The organism is Pseudarthrobacter sp. alpha12b, from assembly GCF_054130495.1.
On sequence record NZ_CP196746.1, the window covers coordinates 3,995,999 to 4,013,101 of the forward strand.

Sequence of the window (17,103 nt, forward strand, 5' to 3'; positions counted from 1 at the left end):
AGGGTGCCCATGACAGCTTCAACCGTTCCGGCCGCTGCCCGCCGCCCCGCCCGGGAGCTGCTGCTTGAGGCGGCTTCGCGCCTGTTCTATGCCCACGGGGTATCCGCCACCGGAATCGATACGATCACTGCCGAGGCCGGCGTGGCCAAGAAGAGCCTTTACAACAACTTCAGCTCCAAGGCGGACTTGGTTGCCGCCTACCTGGAAGCCCGGCACGAGGAATGGCTGGGCCTTTACCGCAACCGGCTGGAAGGGGCCCTCACCCCGGCGGAGCAGGCACTGGCGGTCTTTGACGCATACCTGGACCACGCAAACGCCGCCTACCAGCACGGATTCCGTGGATGCGGGCTGCTCAACGCGGCCGCCGAGCTGCCCGCCGGAGATCCCGGGAGGGACGCCGTGCGTCGCCACAAGGAGGAGGTGCAGGAACTCCTGGCCCGGCACGTCAAGGCACTGTTGCCCGGGCGGGAAGGCCAGGTGCCAGCCGTTGCCGCCCACTTGGCGTTCCTGCTCGAAGGAGCCATGGCCAGGGCAGGCCTGGAGGGCGGCGACGCGCCGCTGCGGCAAGCACGTGCCATCGCCGCGCAGCTGCTGGACGCGCTGTGAGCAGCAGCCAAACCCATCCGAAGGCGCAACTGTGGGGAGCCCTGTCCGTGGTGGCGGCCTCGATCCTCTGGGGCACCACCGGCACCGCTGCCACCTTTGCCCCCGCAGTGAGCCCGCTGGCCATTGGCGCGGTGGCAATGGGGCTGGGCGGCTTGCTGCAGGCTCTCTACGCCGCACGGCACATTGCCATCCAGTCAGGCAGCCTGCTCGAACGGTGGCGCCTGATTTTGCCTGGGGCCGCCGCGGTGGCCGTCTACCCCTTGGCCTTCTACAGCTCCATGCGCTTCTCCGGCGTGGCAGTGGGAACCGTCGTCTCGATCGGTTCGGCACCGGTGGCGGCTGCCCTGATCGAACGCTTCGCGGACAGGAAGCCGTTGAGCCGGCAATGGAGCCTTGGGGCCCTGCTGGGAGTCGGGGGAGCCGCCCTGCTGTCTTTTGCCGGGCACGCGCCTGCAGGTTCCGTGGCCGCCGGTTCATGGACCCCGACGGCGGGAATCCTCCTTGGACTGCTGGCCGGCACCACCTATGCCCTGTATTCATGGGCGGCACACCGCCTGGCCGGTCAGGGTGTTACCTCAAGGGCCGCCATGGGGAGCATCTTCGGGCTGGGCGGACTCCTCCTGATGCCGGTCCTCGCGGTGACGGGAGGCCCGCTGCTGGACTCCTGGCGCAGCATCGGCGTGGGCGCCTACATGGCAGCGGTCCCCATGTTTGCCGGGTATCTCCTGTTCGGCTGGGGCCTGGCGCGGGTGGGGGCGAGCACGGCCACCAGCATCTCCCTGCTGGAAACCGTGGTGGCCGCCGTCCTGGCGGTGCTGGTGGTTGGCGAGAAGCTCCCCGCACTTGGCTGGCTTGGCGCCGTCGTTGTCCTGGCGGGCCTGTTCATCCTGACTCCGCGTCCGCAACGGGCGCGGCAATCCTCAACACCACGGGCAACACCGGGGCCGTCAGCCGGTGTGCTGCCGCCCCGCGCCCCGGGCCAGCACGGTGGTGCCCAGCAACCGGCAGGCACCCAACCCCAGCAGCAAAATCCCTAGTACCACCGCGCCCGGTGCCGGGATCCCGGCTCCTGCAACGATGAGCACAACGCCGATCAGCGCCGCCGCCATCCCCGGGAACAGGCCTGCGGGGAAACGCCGCGCGGGATAGCCGGACAACAGTTCCATGGCCAGGTGGGGATCGTCCGCGATCAGCCCCAGTTCCAGCTCCTTGAGCAGGCGTCGCTCCTCATCGGACATTGGCATGGCGGGTCCCTGTTTTCCCTGGGAGGCGGTAACGGTATTGACCGTAGGAGCCTTCTACCGGTTAGTCAATAGCGTCACCCGGGACGTCGTAGCGCAGTTCATTGCCCAGCACCCGCACGCCTTTCGTGGGAACGTGCAGAACCGCCTTGGCGGGCGGCATCAGATGTTCCACTGGCACGCCGGCCAGCAGGACGCAGTGGTCCGAGATGAGCCGGCGGTGGCAGCGCCACCAGAGCGTTTCACTGCACATGATCGCGGTCCGCACCGCCTGGGAGCCGGCCACCAGCTCAGCGGCGGCAGCCGTAAAGTCCTCGGTGCGCATGTAGCCTGCGTACGCGCGGAACGACTCATTGCGGAGGGCCGTATCCGGAGAGTCCGGGAGCAGCTTTCGGAAGCCGCCCAGCCGTTTCTCCCAGCGGTAGTCGATGCCCGCCGCCGGCAGCCACTCCGCCAGCCGGTCCTTGCCAAAATGCGGATGCTTGCGGCTGCCCGGCCCGATCCGCACGTCCACCAGGGACGTCACCCCGGCGTCGCTGAGCAGCCTGGTGAAATCCTCCTGGGAAGCGGTGCCGTGACCTACGGTAAACAGTGCCTTCATCGAAGCCATGATAGGCATGCGCCGACCCCTCCGAAGCCGGCTACCGTCGTCGTAATTCCGCGAACTCGATGGACGGGACAATGGCGCCCGCGTCCCGCTCCACGAAGTTGGTGCCCGGGGGCACCAGGTCGTCGATGGCGTCCAGCACCGTCTCGCCCAGCTGGACGTCGGCCGCGCGGAGGTAGGCCTGGAGGTGTTCTTCGCTGCGCGGGCCGATGATCACGCTGCTGATGGCGGGGTGGGTCAGGGCGAACCCCACGGCCAGGTCCACGAGGGACATCTCCAGCTTGTCCGCCAGGCGGGCCAACAAGTCCGCGGCCAGCAGCTTCCGCTCGCTGGATGGTCCGGAGATGTCGTACCGGCCCGGAAGCGTGTGGACCCGGGTGGGCGGCTTGGTTGATTCCAGGGCGAAGCTGCCGGAAAGCCAGCCGCCCGCCAAGGGGCCGTACGCAAGGACACCCAGGCCGTACTGTTGGGCGATGGGGAGCACGTCGCGTTCATTGCCGCGGACCAGCATGGAGTACGGAACCTGGTTGCCCAGCGGCGGGATCAAGTGGTTGGTGGTGGCCAGCCACTGTGCCTCCACGAGCTGCGCAGGGGTGAATACCGACGTGCCGTAATACAGAATCTTGCCCTGGCGGATCAGGTCATTCAGGGTGGTGATGGTTTCCAGGACATCGGTGTTGTAATCCGGCCGGTGCGCCTGGTAAAGGTCAATGCGGTCCGTCTGCAGCCGGCGGAGGCTGCCCTCCACTGCCTGGGTGATCCAGCGCCGCGAGTTCCCGGAGTGCGCCGGATTGGGGCTCATTTGGCCGTGGAACTTGGTGGCCAGGAAGACGTCATCCCTGCGGCCGCGCAGCGCACGGCCCACCACCTGCTCCGACTCGCCCTGCGAGTAGACGTCTGCGGTGTCAATCGCGGTGATGCCGGCGTCCAGTGCTGACTGGATGATGCGGATGCCCTCATCCGCCCCGGTGGGGGCGCCCTGGCCGTTGCCGGTCCCCTCGCCGAAATTCATGGTCCCAAGAGTGAGGGGACTGATGGGGGTTCCCGACCGTCCGAACACCCGCAGTTCGCTAAGGCTCATCTCCGGTCTCCTCCATTCCATTCAGTTGCCGTGCCCTGGATCGTCACGACGCTACACAGAGACGGCAGGCCGCCGCAGATTTCCGTTTTAGTCCTTCTCTTTTCGTCGCATGGAGTAACCGGAACCGCTGGGATGACGTTTTGTGGCGCCCAAACAGCGCCTTATCGTGCCTATATTGAGGCATGGGCACCCTCAATAGCGATGAACAGTTCGTCCAGTTGCACGACCTCATTATCGGCAGCAGCAACGTGGCTGACTTCCTGTCCGAGTTGTCCTCTGTTGCCGCGTCCACGCTCAGCGACGCCGCGGGCGTGTTTATCGAATGCGGGGTCACGCTCCGCCGCCTCAAACGCAGCGCCACCATTGCCGGCAGCAGTGAACGGGCCGCCATCCTGGACAAGCTGGAACAGGTCCTGGGGGAGGGGCCCTGCATTGCCTCCCTGGACGCAATGCAGCCCATGAACCTGTCCGATGTTGAGACCGATACCCGCTGGCCCGAGTACCAGAAGGTGCTGGCCGAAAACGGCTGCCGCAGCGCGCTGGGCGTTCCCCTGGCCCTGGACGAAAACCAGGCCGCAGCGTTGAACTTCTTTGCGGCGGAGCCCGATGTCTTTGCGCCCAACGTCACCCGCACGGCGGAAGGGTTCGCGGACCTTGCCGGCAGGGCACTGAGGCTGGCACTGCGGATCGCCGATGCCCAGAACCTGGCGGATGACCTGAAGGCCGCCATGGCAAACCGCACCACCATCGACCTTGCATGCGGGGTGATCATGGCGCAGAACCGCTGCACCCAGGAAGAGGCCATGGCCCTGCTCACCAAGGCATCCAGCCACCGGAACCAGAAGCTGCGGGACCTGGCCGGCGAGATCATGGGCCGGGTCAGTAGCGGGGCTGTGACCACGCACTTCGATCCGTAAGCCGCCAGGTTCCATCCCGAAACCCGCCCTGACTGCCTTTATGCGGCCCGGGTTTCGCCTCGGCGCCGCCCTGCAATAATCTGAACCAACGGTTGTGCACTGGGGTGTGAGCGCCCGGCATGACAGGCAGCACTGTAAGTTCCGGGACCATCACAGACGAGGCGGACACCCATGACGGCAACAGACCAGCAGCACGCGGCACGGCCAAGCATGCCCGCAGACCCGCCCGCCTCCGGGCTGGTGGATCCGCACCTGCTGCAGCAGCTGGCCGACGCGCATGGCGTGGGCACGTCCTTCCAGGGCTGGGACGGGCTTCCGCATTCGGTTGCCCAGGCGACGCTGATCAAAGTGCTGGCCGCGCTGGGGGTTCAGGCGCACACCAACCAGCACATCGAGACTGCGCTGGCCGAGGCGGAACTGGCGCCGTGGCGGCGGATGCTGCCGCCCGCCGTCGTTATTAAGCAGGGTGAGCCGGCGCAGGTCCCGGTCCACGTACGGGACGGTGCCACGGCGCGCCTGACCATCACCCTTGAAGGGGGTACCGGATCCCGGGAGGCGCTCCAGCAGGATGCCTGGATCCAGCCACGTGAGGTGGACGGCGTCTCCACCGGGCGTGCCACGTTCCTACTTCCGGAGGACCTGCCTTTGGGCTGGCACACCCTGCACGCGGAGTCGGAAGGCGCCACGGCCACCGCCACCCTGGTGGTCACGCCGGCCCGGCTGGCCACGGCGGCGCCCCTGGAGGAGCGCCGCGGCTGGGGGCTGGCCACCCAGCTGTATTCGGTCCGGTCAAAGCGGTCCTGGGGCATCGGCGATTTTGTGGACCTTGCTGACCTGGCGGCCATCAGCGGCGCGCGCGGCGCCGACTATGTGCTGGTCAACCCGCTGCACGCGGCCGAGCCCGTCCCGCCAGTCCAGCCCTCGCCCTACTCGCCGTCCACCCGCCGGTTCTTCAACCCGCTGTACATCCGCATCGAGGCCATCCCCGAGCTGGCGTACCTCCGGCCGCGGAAACGTGCGGCACTGGAAAAGCTGCACGAGGAAGTGGCAGGCCTGAACAGGGACGGTGCGCGGCTGGACCGGGACGCCGTCTACGCGGCGAAGCTGCAGGCCCTTGAGATGCTCTACCACACGCGGCGTTCGCCGGCCCGGCAGGCCGCTTTCGACGAGTTCTGCCGCATCTCCGGCAGCGGCCTGGATGATTTTGCCCTCTGGTCCGCCATCCGCGAGGACCTGGCGCCCGGCGATCCGTTGTGGACGGATCCGGAGTGCGCCATCGGAACACCGGCTGCGGAGGGCCTGCGGGAGAAGCTGGCGGACCGGATCGGGTTCCACCGCTGGCTGCAGTGGATCTGCGACGAGCAGCTGGAAGAGGCCCAGCAGGCCGCGCTCGGCTCCGGCATGCGGCTGGGCGTGGTGCACGACCTCGCCGTCGGCGTGGACCACAACAGTGCCGACGCCTGGACGCTGCGCGGCGTGCTGGCCCCGAACACCAGCGTGGGCGCGCCGCCGGACATGTACAACCAGCAGGGCCAGGACTGGGGCCAGCCGCCATGGCACCCCGCCCGCCTCGCGGAAGCCGGCTACGAACCGTTCCGCAACATGCTGGCCAACGTGCTGCGCCATGCCGGCGGCATCCGCGTCGACCACATCCTGGGCCTGTTCCGGCTGTGGTGGATCCCCATGGGGAATGCGCCGGGGGATGGTGCCTACGTCCGCTACGACCACGAAGCCCTGATCGGCATCCTGGCCCTTGAGGCGCACCGTGCCGGTGCCGTGGTGATCGGAGAGGACCTGGGCACCTTCGAGCCATGGGTGCGTGACTACCTGGCGGCCCGCGGCATCCTGGGCACTTCCATCCTTTGGTTTGAGTACGACGGCGATTCGCCTCTTGCGCCGGAAAAGTACCGCACGCAGGCGCTCGCCAGCGTGAACACCCATGACCTCCCGCCCACGGCCGGCTACCTCGCCGGGGACCACGTGGGGCTGCGGAGCAGGCTGGGGCTGCTGGAGCGGTCAGAAGAGGAAGAGCGGGCCGAGCACAACGCGTCGCTGGAGAAGATGTTTGCCTTGCTGCGCGAACGCGGCTACCTCTCCGAGGGGAACGCGGCCGGCGCAGCTGGACAGTCGGCGGAGGAGCACACTATCGAGGCGCTGCACCTCCTCCTGGCCCAGGCGCCGTCGGTCCTGCTGGGCGTGGCCCTGGTGGACGCGGTGGGGGAGCGGCGGGTCCAGAACCAGCCCGGAACCACAGAGGCCCTCTACCCCAACTGGCAGGTTCCGTTGGGCGGTCCGGATGGCAGGCCCGTCTACCTGGACGACCTTCCCGGCAACAGGCGGTTCAACGCACTGCTCGCCACAGTGGAGGGTGCCCTGCACAGGTCTTAGTCCCTTACTAAAACAATGTGGCCCCGCCGCTTTGCAAGCGGCGGGGCCACATTGTTTGTGTGGGCGCGGGAACTAACCCGCCGTGATCACGTGGGTGAAGTGGTCGTACCGGAAGGTGACCGGGCCGCCGTCGTGCTCTAAGACGATGTTGGCCCCGGGGGAGGCCCCGCCGGCCCCGTAACTGACGTCCCACGACTTGTTGAGGGCCGCCTTGAACTCGTAGCTCCCTGCCGGCAGGTCCGGCACGGTCAGCTTCCAGACGAGGTCTGCCGGGTCCAGCACCAGCTGCGCGTGGTCACAGGACGGTTCCCAGTCCGAGGCGCAGCCCAGCTCGCTGTCCATGCTCCCCGCTGCCGCCACGGCGGACGGCTGCTGTGAAGCGTAGACGGCGCTGAGCAGGTGCGTGCTGTTGTCGTAGCGGAAGGTGACCCTGCCGCCGGGGTGGTCCAGCATGATGTTCTGCCCGTTGAGCTGGCCGTCGGCACCGTAGTTCTCGTCCCAGCCGCCGTTGAGCGCGGCCTTGTACTCGTACGTCCCCGCGGGCAGGTCCGCGGTCAGCCGCCAGACGCGGTCCACCGGGTCCAGCACCATCTTTGCCTGCGGGCAGGTCGGATCCCACTGCGCGGTGCAGCCCATGGCCTGGTTCAGCGATCCGGCCACCGTGACGGAGTCGGGTTGCGGGGCCTGGCCGACCGTGACGGTCCGGATTTCGCTGGTGACATCGAAACCGGTGCCGGCCATCGTGGCTCGGTACCGGACCTTGGTGCCATCAGCCAGCCCCAACACGTCATCGGTGGCCGAGTACACGGGCGACGACGAGTCGGTGCCCACTGCGGTCCAGTCCCCGCCGTTCACGCTTCGCTGGAAGGACACCACGTGGCTGGCCTTCTCCGGATCGGCGGTGGCACTCAGCTCAACCTTGCCTTCCACACTGCTGCCCTCGGCCGGCTTCTGCAGCGTCAGGACGGGTGCGGGGACGCTTGCCGAACGGCTCTGGCTGGTGGCGGTTTGGCCGCCGTTGTCCAGAACTGTGGCCCGGTATTCCAGAGGCGTGCCGGCGTCCAGGGCCGCCACGTCGTGGAACACCTGGTACGGGGCGGTGTCGTCGGTGCCGATCCGTTGCCATTCGCCGCCTGCCGTCCTTGCTTCGAAGGTGACCTCGTAGAACGAAGCACCGTCGACGTCGGCCGTTACGTTGATGCGCCCGTTGTCACTTGGCGCTGCGGCGGGCTGTTGGAGGGCGACGGCGGGAGCCTCCTTGGAGTGCGGAATCCGGCCCGAGGATTGGTAGACGACGGCGGAGAGCGGCGGGACGGTCACCGTCAATGTGGCGTCCTCGGAGGTCTTGGCCTCGTCGGCGCCTTCGCCGTAGATGCGCGTGTAGCTGCGCTTGGCGATGTACGTGGGGATCGCCGCTGTCCGGGGCTGGGCACTGTTGTTCAGGGCCACGACGTATTCGCGCTGGTCCTGGGCGTCGGTGCGGGAGAAGGCGTAGATGCCCGGGCCTTCGGAGGCGTAGCGGTGCTGGTGGGCGCCGTTCCGGAGTGCCGGATGCTCCTTGGTGAGGGCGGCCAGTTCGCGGATCTTGGCGTACAGCGGATGGCCCGGGTTGAAGTTGTCCGTGGCGTGGGTGGAGTCCGTGCCCAGCAGGTCGTCGTCAAGGTAGTCCGGAACCTTGCTGGCGAAGAGCGTCTGGCGCGCGTCCTGGTCGCCGCCGGGGCCGGTGAAGCCCTGTTCGTCGCCGTAGTAGACCACCGGGTTGCCGCGGGAGAAGTACATCAGCTCATGCGCCAGCTCGTCGCGGGCCACCTTCTCGGCGTCGCTGGCGGCAGGGTTGTCCTGGCTGATGAAGCTGCCGATGCGGCCCATGTCGTGGTTGCCAAGGAAGGTGGGCAGCTCGTAAACGTTGGAGTCGGCGTCGGTGTACCAGTCGTCGCCGGCGAAGAAGGCCTGCAGCGCCTTGGCGTCCTGGCTCTTGGACGCGAAGTTGCGGGCGGCATCCTGGAACGGGAAGTCCAGGACTGCCTGCATCTTGTTGCGGGTGGTGAACTGCGACGTGAAGCTCTTGCTGGTGTCGAACACCTCGCCGAACATGAAGAACTCGTCCTTGCCATGCTCCTTGGCGTAGCTGAGGACGTTGGGGCCGAATTCCTGCCAGAACTCGTTGTTCACGTGCTTCATGGTGTCGATCCGGAAGCCGTCCACACCGAAATCGCCGATCCAGGACTTGTAGATGTCCTCCATGCCGTGCACCACTTTGGGATTTTCGGTGAACAGGTCATCGAGGCCGAAGAAGTCCCCGTACATGGAGTCCTCGCCGGTGAAGGTGGTGTCGCCGCGGTTGTGGTACAGCGTGGGATCGTTCAGCCAGGCGGGAACCTTCAGAGTTTCCTCGCCGGGAGCCAGGACTGGCTTGTAGGGGAATGATGTGTTCGCGTCCAGTTGCGGGAAAGTTCCGGTGCCGGCATAGTCGCGGTCATCGAATGCCTCGCCCGTGGCGTTTTTGTACGGGACCGCGTCCTTGGACACGTAGCCTTTGCGGTCGCCCTCCTGGTAGCCGATGACGTCGGCCGTGTGGTTGGTGATGATGTCGAAGTACACCTTCATGCCGCGGGCGTGGGCCTCGTCAATGAGACCCTTGAGTTCGTCGTTGGTTCCCAAGTGCGGATCGATCTGGGTGAAGTCGGTGACCCAGTAGCCGTGGTAGCCGGCTGACTTGTCCTCCGGCTGGACTGCCTTGTTCTTGAAACTGGGGGTCAGCCAGATGGACGTGGTCCCCAGGCCCTGGATGTAGTCGATCTTGTTGCGCAGGCCGGCCAGGTCACCGCCGTTGTAGAAGCCCTTCTTCGTGGGATCAAAACCGGAGACCATGGGGTCAGGGCCCAGGCCGCCCTGGTCGTTGGCGGCGCTGCCGTTACTGAACCGGTCCGCCATGACGAAGTAGAAGTTCTCGTCAGTCACCGGGCCGCGGAGCGAATGCAGGGCGGATACGGACCCCTGGCCTTTGGTGCCGGGATCCTTGGAGCCGGGGTCCTTGAAGCCCAGGGCGGCATGGGCCGGCAGGACCGCGGCGGAGACGGCGACTGCGGCTGCCAGAAGGCCGGCCGCGGATCTGGCCGCGACGGCACGGCCGGGGGATAGGCGGCGGGTTGGTGGATGCTGTGTTCCTGCGGGCTTTGCCGGCAGTTGGGCGCGTGGGGGCGCGCCGGGAGGGGTGCGGAATAACACTGTGAGACCTTCCTGGGAAGCAGCGCTGCTGTACAGGCTTGCCGTTGACATGGGGATGCGGCAGGAGGGTTCGAAGAACAGCATGCTGCCTTGTGAACCGAGTCACAACTGTAAGCGCTTGCACTGGATTACTCCAGCGTTTGGGGAAGACGGACGGCAGGGCTAACCCGCGGCCACCAAGGCAGTGGGTGATGGGGTGGGCAGGTTGTGGAGCGCCGGCCCGGGGAGGCCGGTGACGGGGTCCAACCCAATCGAGGCGATGTTGTCCGACCGTTCATGGGCCACGTGCAGCCAGTTTCCCCGGACCAGGTGGTGCCGCGGCCAGTCCCCGCCGCTGTCCAAGTCCTTCAGGGGGATCAGTTCGGTGCCGCCCCGGGCAACCTCCAGGACGCTGATGATGTTGGAGCCGCGGACGCCGGCATAAGCGAAGTTTCCCTGCGGGCCGAGGCAGATCTCAGCGCCGGAATCGCCGACCTGGCTGCCGCCGGCCGTGCCTGGCCCGCGGAACACCAGTTCGTAGGTCCCTGCCTGGGGCCGGACCACAAAGACCTCCACCGAGTATTCCGACACGATGAAAACGTTGCCGCCAGGGTGCTCCACCAGGTGCCGGGGGCCACTGCCGTAGGGGAGGACCACCTCATGATCGGCGACGAGCCCGGTACCTGGTTCATAGTTCCAAATGCGGAGGGTGTCGTGGCCAAGGTCGGTGGTCATGATGCGCCCGTCGCGCAGCATGAGGCTGGCGTGGGCGCGGCTTTGCCTGGGGACTCCGGGGGTAAGGCCGGCGTGGGGATCAACCGACGGTGCGGCGGGGAACCGCCCGGTCATGCCGCCGTCGGCATCCAATTCATAGAGGAGCACCTGCCCGTCACCCCAGCACGCGGCGGTGGCAAAGCGGCCGTGCGGGTCGACGGCGACATGGCAGGTGGCCTCGCCGGCAGGCTGCGGTTCCCCACGGGGTTCCAGGGCGGCGTCGCCGTGCCGAAGGTACGCCTGGACTTTCCTGCGCTGCTCGGCCGCCGCGTACACTACCGGCAGAGTCGGGTGGACAGCGACGAACGACGGCGATTGCGCCTCGACTGCCGTGCCCAGCCATTCGAGCCTTCCGTCCTGGTGCTCGCGGGCAGCGCCAATGCCCTTGGCACGGCCGCCGCCATCGGGGGTGTAGGTGCCGATCCAAAGGAGGTTGGTGCCGGTGGCGGTGGTCATGGTCCCATCCTGCCAAGACCTGGCCCCCATTCCCGTGCGCCAAGCCACCTACTAGCATGGGATTTCCAGCAACGGCAGGAAGAGGTGGGCGCGATGACCGCTGTGTCAGTTTTGGTAGTCCCCTTCCGGTGCCGCCCGGAGAGCTTGGCGTAGACGGCGTGGGGGTACCCGCGGGCTCACCGAAAGGCGTTGCCATGCCACCTCCGGAATCACGCGCTGTCCGCGACCAATGCCCCCCGCGGGAGTTCGACCGCATCGTCTCACTGTTGCGGTCTTCGGGATGCGTCTTCGCCGAAGAGGAGGCCCGGCTCCTGCTGGATGAGGACTGCAGCCCATCGGAACTTTCCCTCAATATCCGGCGCCGGATGGAGGGAGTCCCCTTGGAGCACATCCTGGGCTGGGCGGAATTCGCAGGCCGCCGCATCCGGGTTGAACCCGGCGTCTTTGTGCCGCGGCGCCGAACCGAGCTGCTGGTCTCCGAGGCCCTGGCAGTGCTGGCCGACGGAGCCCCGCCTGTGCCCGCGGTCGTGGTGGACCTGTGCTGCGGATCAGGGGCCGTGGGAGCGGCCATCATGCATCGGGCGCCGGGGGTGGAACTGCATGCCGCGGACATCGAACCAACTGCTGTGCGATGTGCCCGGTTGAACGTTGAACCCCTTGGCGGCCACGTCCATGCGGGCGACTTGTTCGGAGCCCTCCCTCCCGCACTGCGCGGGCGGATCCTGGTGCTCGCCGTCAACGCTCCCTACGTCCCCTCGGAAGCAATCCGGACCATGCCTCCCGAGGCGCGGCTCTACGAACCTGTCGCCTCCCTCGACGGCGGCCCTGACGGACTGGACTTCCACCGCTGTATTGCGGCCGAGGCGCTTGGCTGGTTGGCTCCCGGCGGTCATGTGCTCATTGAAACCAGTCAGCGGCAGGCAACCGGCACTTCCGCCATCCTGGCGGCAGCCGGTTTCGCCGCAAGGACGGTCCGTTCAGAGGGAGTGGACGGCACGGTGGTGGTGGGCGACGCAGGGGCAGGGGACCTGCGTGCCCGACGGCTTCCATAACCCAACCCTGCCAGCCACCACCGACAATAAGACCCCACAAAACCCCTAGGTGGAAAACCTGATCGGCAGCAGTCTTGAAGTCAGCGGGTTGGCTGGGCAGCCCGGGTTAAACACTGCCGGCCGCCGCGTCCCCCAAGGATCGCGACGGCCGGCAAGGCGATTCAGTTGTAGCACAAAGGCGGACCATTCCGTTTGTCACACGGAGGTGCCGCGTAACGAACGGCGATCACGCGGCTATCAGGCCTTTCCGCCGGCCCCATCGGAGGTACCAAGGTTGGTGGTCTCCGGGTGGGTGCTGTGCGCGGGGATGTGGTCTTCGCCCAAGCCGCCGGCATCACCGCCCGTTGAAGTTCCAGAGGAAGTGCCCGTGGAAGTACCAGTGGCGGAAGTACCGGAAGAGGACTGGCCCCCGCCGGATGCGCCGTCCCGGTGCATTGCGGAGCCGATCACTGTGCCTGCCCTGCGCGCAGCTTCCCCAAGCTGGTCCGCCACCTCAGGCGCCTTTTCCTTGATGGCTTCCGTAGCCACGGATACCTTGTCCTGGACCGGCTTGCTGTCCCAGACGCCGGCCGCGCGGGCCTTCAGCTTGTCGTACGCGGCGCGGCCTGACCGCGAGCCGAGCACGTAACCGACGGCAACGCCCACACCCAAAAGAAGCTTGTTTTTCACGATGAACTCCTGCTCTGCGAGAAGGTTGTCAGTCCGGCCGGGGTAGCGGGCTCCCGTTGCCGGAGAAAATGAAAGCCGGCCTGGGGATGATGTCCCCAGGCCGGCCTCCTGGCTTGCCCGTACAGTTATCCGCGGGCGCTGCGCTTGGTGACCATGCCGTAGATGGCAAGGACGATCAGCGAGCCGACGATCGCCAGCAGCCACGTCTGGATCGAGAAGAACTCCTGCAGTCCACTGCCGAAGATCATCCCGCCCAGCCAGCCGCCGAGGAAAGCACCAACAACGCCCAGGATCAGGGTGATGACCCAGCCGCCACCCTGCCTGCCCGGGAGGATCGCCTTAGCGATCGCACCGGCAATAAGTCCGAGAATCAGAAATGCAATAAATCCCATTTGAAGCTCTCTTCCTAAGTAAAGGAGGCCTCCAGTTCCGGAGGCACTTCATCCTTCTGCGTCAATAGTAATCATGCTTACTATCTTTTTGCCAACCCAGTTTTTGGAAAAAAGTGCAGTTCAGGCTGTTTTTAGTGCCCCGTTTTGTCCGAGTCGTTGCCCGCCCCGGGGCCCTCGTCCAGGATCGAAAGTTCCGCTAGATCCTGCGGGTCCAGGGCGAAATCGAACACGTCCAGGTTCTCCTCCATCCGGTCCGGGGAAGCCGTCTTGGGAATCGTTACCAATCCGTTTTGTATGTGCCACCGCAGGACCAGTTGCCCGGGGGTTTTCCCGTGTTTTTCCGCCAATTGGGAAAGGATTGGCGCGCCGAGCAATCCAGCGCCGGACCCACCAAGCGGGCTGTAGGACTCCGTGACAATTCCGTGCCCGGCGTGGAATTCCCGCTCCGCGGACCGGGTGATGGCCGGACTGAGCTGGATCTGGTTCACCGCCGGCACCACGTTGGTCTCCGCCATCAGCCGTTCGAGGTGCGCCGGCTTGAAGTTGGACACCCCGACGGAGCGGACCTTTCCCGCCGCCTGCAGCCGTTCAAACGTCTGCCAGGTGGAGACGTACTGGTCCCTCCCCGGCAGCGGCCAGTGGATCAGCAGCAGGTCCACGTAATCCAGGCCCAGGCGCTTCAGTGACCCGTCCAGGCCCGCCACCGCGCGGTCGTGGCCCTGGAATTCGCCGTCGAGCTTGGTGGTGATGAAGAGCTCGCTGCGGTCCACACCGCTGGCCCGGATGCCGTTTCCCACGCCGCGTTCATTGCCATACTTCACGGCGGTATCGATGTGCCGGTACCCGGCTTCCACGGCCTGTACGACGGCGGTCGCCGCCTGTTCGTCGTCCAGCGGCCAGGTGCCAAGCCCCAGCTGCGGAATCCTGTTGCCGTCATTGAGTTCGATGAGCGGTGCAAGTGTCATGCCATCAGTCTCCCCTCTATCGGCCGTCCTGTCGTTCACATGCCCGGACGCGTGAAGGCCCGGAGGATGTTGCCGGCGTTGTACTCCAGCGACACGCGGGCCGTACTGGATACCGTATCCGGGTTCTTCTGCTGGGCAAGGAAATCCACGAACCGCTGCACTGCCTGCCCTGCCTTGGCGGGGTCGCCATCCCGGACCGCCTGAGCGGCCTGCTGCGCGCTGGCGCCCAGCTGGCTGGCCACCGGTCCGGAAACATCACCGGATTCCACCAGGTCCGCCAGGATGTCCCTCAGGGCCTTGATGCTGCCCGGAAGCCATGCGGCGCGCAGCGGGACGTTGCCGAAGTTCATATCGGAGGCGAAGTAGAAGTCGGTGTAGGCGGGCTGGTTGTAAGCCGTATTCTGCCGGGCAACCTCGGCCCGGTACTGCGGATCGTGCATCAGGGTGTAAAGCTTGTGGTCGGTCACCTCGGTGCTCAGGTAGATGCGCAGGGCCGAGCTGTCCGCGGTGCGGGCCACCATTTCCTCCCGCCAGTCGCCCATGATGTCCGCCACCAGGCTGGGGGTGCCCTTGGTGCCGTTGTTGGTCCGGGTGCCGTCTGCCGTGAGCAGCCGCCCGCGCTTCCAGTCGTCGATGGTGGGCGTCTGGTCGCCTGATCCGTTAATGATCTGCGTGGTCATGTCCGCGGCCCATTTGATGCTCATGTTGGTGCCGGGGGCACTGCTGGAAAGCTTCCTGCCGTCCGCCGACTGCATGCCGATGGCCCAGTTTTCGATGCCGGGCACGGATGGATCCACGTCGCCGATCATGCCGCGGCCGGTGTCCTTGCCGGAGTACGCCCCGAACAGCACCTCGCCGGTGGCCGCGTCCCGCATGGCGTAGCCGTACGGCGCGTACGCGGCGCCTTCGTGGACTGTGAAGATCTCCTTGCCCGGCCGGTTGGGGTCGATGTCGGTGACATGCATGGCGTCACCATGGCCCAGCCGCGCCTCTTCGCCGGGAGCGGCGCTGCCGGTTGGCAGGGTGTCGAAGGACGTGTACAAAACCGAGCCGTCGTCGTCGAGCGTTGCCGATCCGTAGAGGATCTCCTGCTTTCCGTCGCCGTCCACGTCGGAGGCGCTCAGTGAGTGGAAGCCCTGCGTGGTGAGCTTGCCGTAGGTGGGGTCCGTGCCGTCGCGGCCGTGCGGGGAGTCGTTAAACGGGTTGGTCATGGGCGTCCAGCCGGAGTCCACGTTCCAGATGGGCGAGAGGTTGGTCCCGTCCCAGGTGTAGGTGGCCAGGGTGGTTCGGGTGTAGTAGCCGCGGGCAAAAACCGCCGCGGGCTTGCTGCCGTCCAGGTAGGCGACGCCGGCCAGGAACCGGTCCACACGGTTTCCCGGTTCGATGCGCGCCATGGCATAGTCGCCCCACATCAGGCCGTCGTCGGTACGCCCAGGCGTGTACGCCACGGTCTTCAGTTCCTTGCCCGTGGCGCCCTCGAACACGGTCAGGTATTCGGGCCCCGAGACAATGAAGCCCTCAAACGCGCGCAGGTTGTTGCGGGCGCTGCGGGACGGGGCGTAGACGTCCATGAAGTAGTCGGTGAGCGCCTCGGCGTCGGACTTTGACAGCGGGTACGTGTACTGCGGCGCGATGCCGAAGGCTTCCTCCAGGGTTGCGGGCCAGTGTCCGGCCTTCACCTCGGGGTGCTCCGTCCAGCCCCGGAAGGTCTTCACCATGTGCTGGTAGTAGTCCGCGGCGCTCATGCGGTAGTCATCCGTGTTGGAGTAGCCGGCGTTGATGTCGGTCTGGAGCAGGGAGATGAAGGAACTGGCCGCCACGCTGCCGTCCGCGTTGAAACTGGTGCTCTTGGTCCCCGGAGCGGTCTTCATCATCATCTCCGCCCGGCCGTCGCCGTCGAAGTCGTTGACCAGCAGCTGGGTGTAGTGGGCGCCGGCGCGGATGTTGACGCCGAGGTCGATCCGGCTGAGGAGCGTGCCGTCCGCCTTGTAGGTGTCGACGTAGGTGTTGCCCGTGTAGCCCACCTGGGAGACGTCCTTGGAGTTGTTCGGGTCCCACTTCACAACGAACTCGTACTGACCGTCGCCGTCCACGTCGCCCACCGAGGTGTCATTCGCGGAGTACGTGTAGGCCTGGCCCGCGGGAGTCACGCCGTCGGCCGGCTTTTTGAGCGGGATGTCCTTGAAGTTGCTGCCCCACGGGCTGGCGGAGGCGCTGTGGTCCACTTCAACGCCGCCGACGACGGCCCGCACCTGGTAGGCCGACGCTGCGGTTCCTGCACGGTCCAGGAAGTTGGTGCTGTCCGTTACCGTGGCAAGCTTCTGGCCGTCCCGGTACACGTTGAAGTCAGTCCCGGTGAGGCCGGTGGCAGAGGAGCCGGTGGCTTCAGTGCCCAGCAGGCGCCAGCTGAGGAATACGCCCTCCGACGTTCCGGCAGCAACCAGTCCGCGGTCGAGATGGTCCAGCTGGATGCCGGGATTGCCCGGCTTGGGTGAGGGGCCGACGGCGGAGGCCGGGGCGGCGAGGCAACCGACAGTGAGTGCCAGGCCGGCGGCGCCGGCAGAAAGAAGGCGTATGGGAGTGGGGCGGGGATTCATCAGTGAATCCTTTCAATTCTGAGACCGGAAAACGCTTCCCCAGTAATCTAGCCGCGGGGGAGGGGGCAGCGGAAGCCTTGTTTTCGCGGCGCAGAGAGGGTATTTAGAACGTTGTAGAAACGGAAGGGCCTGCTGCAGTTGCAGCAGGCCT

Annotated in this window: 14 protein-coding genes; 5 read left to right on the top strand and 9 right to left on the bottom strand. The window is 66.5% G+C overall.

Annotated elements, in window-relative coordinates; genetic code table 11:
* The first annotated feature begins 9 nt into the window (after positions 1–9).
* Both ACTAQI_RS18475 and ACTAQI_RS18480 read left to right on the top strand, forming a co-directional pair.
* Positions 10–606 carry a TetR/AcrR family transcriptional regulator gene (locus ACTAQI_RS18475; RefSeq protein WP_457947807.1) on the top strand — a complete coding sequence of 199 codons (597 nt, stop codon included), beginning with the start codon at positions 10–12 and terminating at the stop codon, positions 604–606.
* Complete coding sequence (locus ACTAQI_RS18480; protein WP_457947808.1) at positions 603–1,643, top strand: DMT family transporter; 1,041 nt, start codon at positions 603–605, stop codon at positions 1,641–1,643. The genes ACTAQI_RS18475 and ACTAQI_RS18480 overlap by 4 nt, the downstream gene beginning before the upstream one ends.
* On the opposite strand, the gene ACTAQI_RS18485 is transcribed toward ACTAQI_RS18480, so the two are convergent.
* From ACTAQI_RS18485 to ACTAQI_RS18495, 3 genes are all read right to left on the bottom strand, one after another.
* Positions 1,554–1,850, bottom strand: coding sequence for a DUF3040 domain-containing protein (locus tag ACTAQI_RS18485; RefSeq protein WP_457947809.1), 297 nt, complete (start codon positions 1,848–1,850; stop codon positions 1,554–1,556). The two genes, ACTAQI_RS18480 and ACTAQI_RS18485, sit on opposite strands and share 90 nt — an antisense overlap.
* Positions 1,851–1,911: 61 nt before the next feature.
* Positions 1,912–2,466: a DUF488 domain-containing protein gene (locus ACTAQI_RS18490; protein ID WP_457947811.1), complete on the bottom strand. Its 555-nt coding sequence runs from the start codon at positions 2,464–2,466 to the stop codon at positions 1,912–1,914.
* 22 nt (positions 2,467–2,488) lie between these two features.
* Positions 2,489–3,535, bottom strand: a complete 1,047-nt coding sequence (locus ACTAQI_RS18495; protein ID WP_457947813.1) for an aldo/keto reductase — start codon at positions 3,533–3,535, stop codon at positions 2,489–2,491.
* Positions 3,536–3,717: 182 nt separating this feature from the next.
* Here ACTAQI_RS18495 and ACTAQI_RS18500 point away from each other — a divergent pair, with 182 nt between their 5' ends.
* Entirely contained in the window at positions 3,718–4,452 is a 735-nt protein-coding gene (locus ACTAQI_RS18500) for a GAF and ANTAR domain-containing protein (protein WP_457947815.1), read from the top strand.
* Between the two features lie 171 nt (positions 4,453–4,623).
* Positions 4,624–6,840 (top strand): 4-alpha-glucanotransferase, encoded by a 2,217-nt coding sequence (gene malQ, locus ACTAQI_RS18505; RefSeq protein ID WP_457947817.1) that lies wholly within the window; start codon positions 4,624–4,626, stop codon positions 6,838–6,840.
* Between the two features lie 72 nt (positions 6,841–6,912).
* On the opposite strand, the gene ACTAQI_RS18510 is transcribed toward malQ, so the two are convergent.
* Both ACTAQI_RS18510 and ACTAQI_RS18515 read right to left on the bottom strand, forming a co-directional pair.
* A complete protein-coding gene (locus ACTAQI_RS18510; RefSeq protein WP_457947818.1) occupies positions 6,913–10,068 on the bottom strand; it encodes an alpha-amylase family glycosyl hydrolase in 3,156 nt (1,051 codons plus the stop codon).
* A 162-nt stretch (positions 10,069–10,230) separates the two neighbouring features.
* Positions 10,231–11,277 (bottom strand): lactonase family protein, encoded by a 1,047-nt coding sequence (locus tag ACTAQI_RS18515; protein WP_457947819.1) that lies wholly within the window; start codon positions 11,275–11,277, stop codon positions 10,231–10,233.
* 194 nt (positions 11,278–11,471) lie between these two features.
* On the opposite strand from ACTAQI_RS18515, the gene ACTAQI_RS18520 reads away from it, so the two are divergent.
* Positions 11,472–12,329, top strand: coding sequence for a putative protein N(5)-glutamine methyltransferase (locus ACTAQI_RS18520; protein WP_457947820.1), 858 nt, complete (start codon positions 11,472–11,474; stop codon positions 12,327–12,329).
* 237 nt (positions 12,330–12,566) lie between these two features.
* Here ACTAQI_RS18520 and ACTAQI_RS18525 read toward each other — a convergent pair whose 3' ends face one another.
* From ACTAQI_RS18525 to ACTAQI_RS18540, 4 genes are all read right to left on the bottom strand, one after another.
* On the bottom strand, positions 12,567–12,998 hold the full coding sequence (locus ACTAQI_RS18525; RefSeq protein ID WP_457947822.1) for a YtxH domain-containing protein: 432 nt from the start codon (positions 12,996–12,998) through the stop codon (positions 12,567–12,569).
* Between the two features lie 125 nt (positions 12,999–13,123).
* Positions 13,124–13,390, bottom strand: coding sequence for a GlsB/YeaQ/YmgE family stress response membrane protein (locus ACTAQI_RS18530; RefSeq protein WP_018769627.1), 267 nt, complete (start codon positions 13,388–13,390; stop codon positions 13,124–13,126).
* Positions 13,391–13,521: 131 nt separating this feature from the next.
* On the bottom strand, positions 13,522–14,355 hold the full coding sequence (locus ACTAQI_RS18535) for an aldo/keto reductase (RefSeq protein WP_457947823.1): 834 nt from the start codon (positions 14,353–14,355) through the stop codon (positions 13,522–13,524).
* A 35-nt stretch (positions 14,356–14,390) separates the two neighbouring features.
* Positions 14,391–16,952 carry a rhamnogalacturonan lyase gene (locus ACTAQI_RS18540; protein WP_457947824.1) on the bottom strand — a complete coding sequence of 854 codons (2,562 nt, stop codon included), beginning with the start codon at positions 16,950–16,952 and terminating at the stop codon, positions 14,391–14,393.
* Between the last annotated feature and the right edge of the window lie 151 nt (positions 16,953–17,103).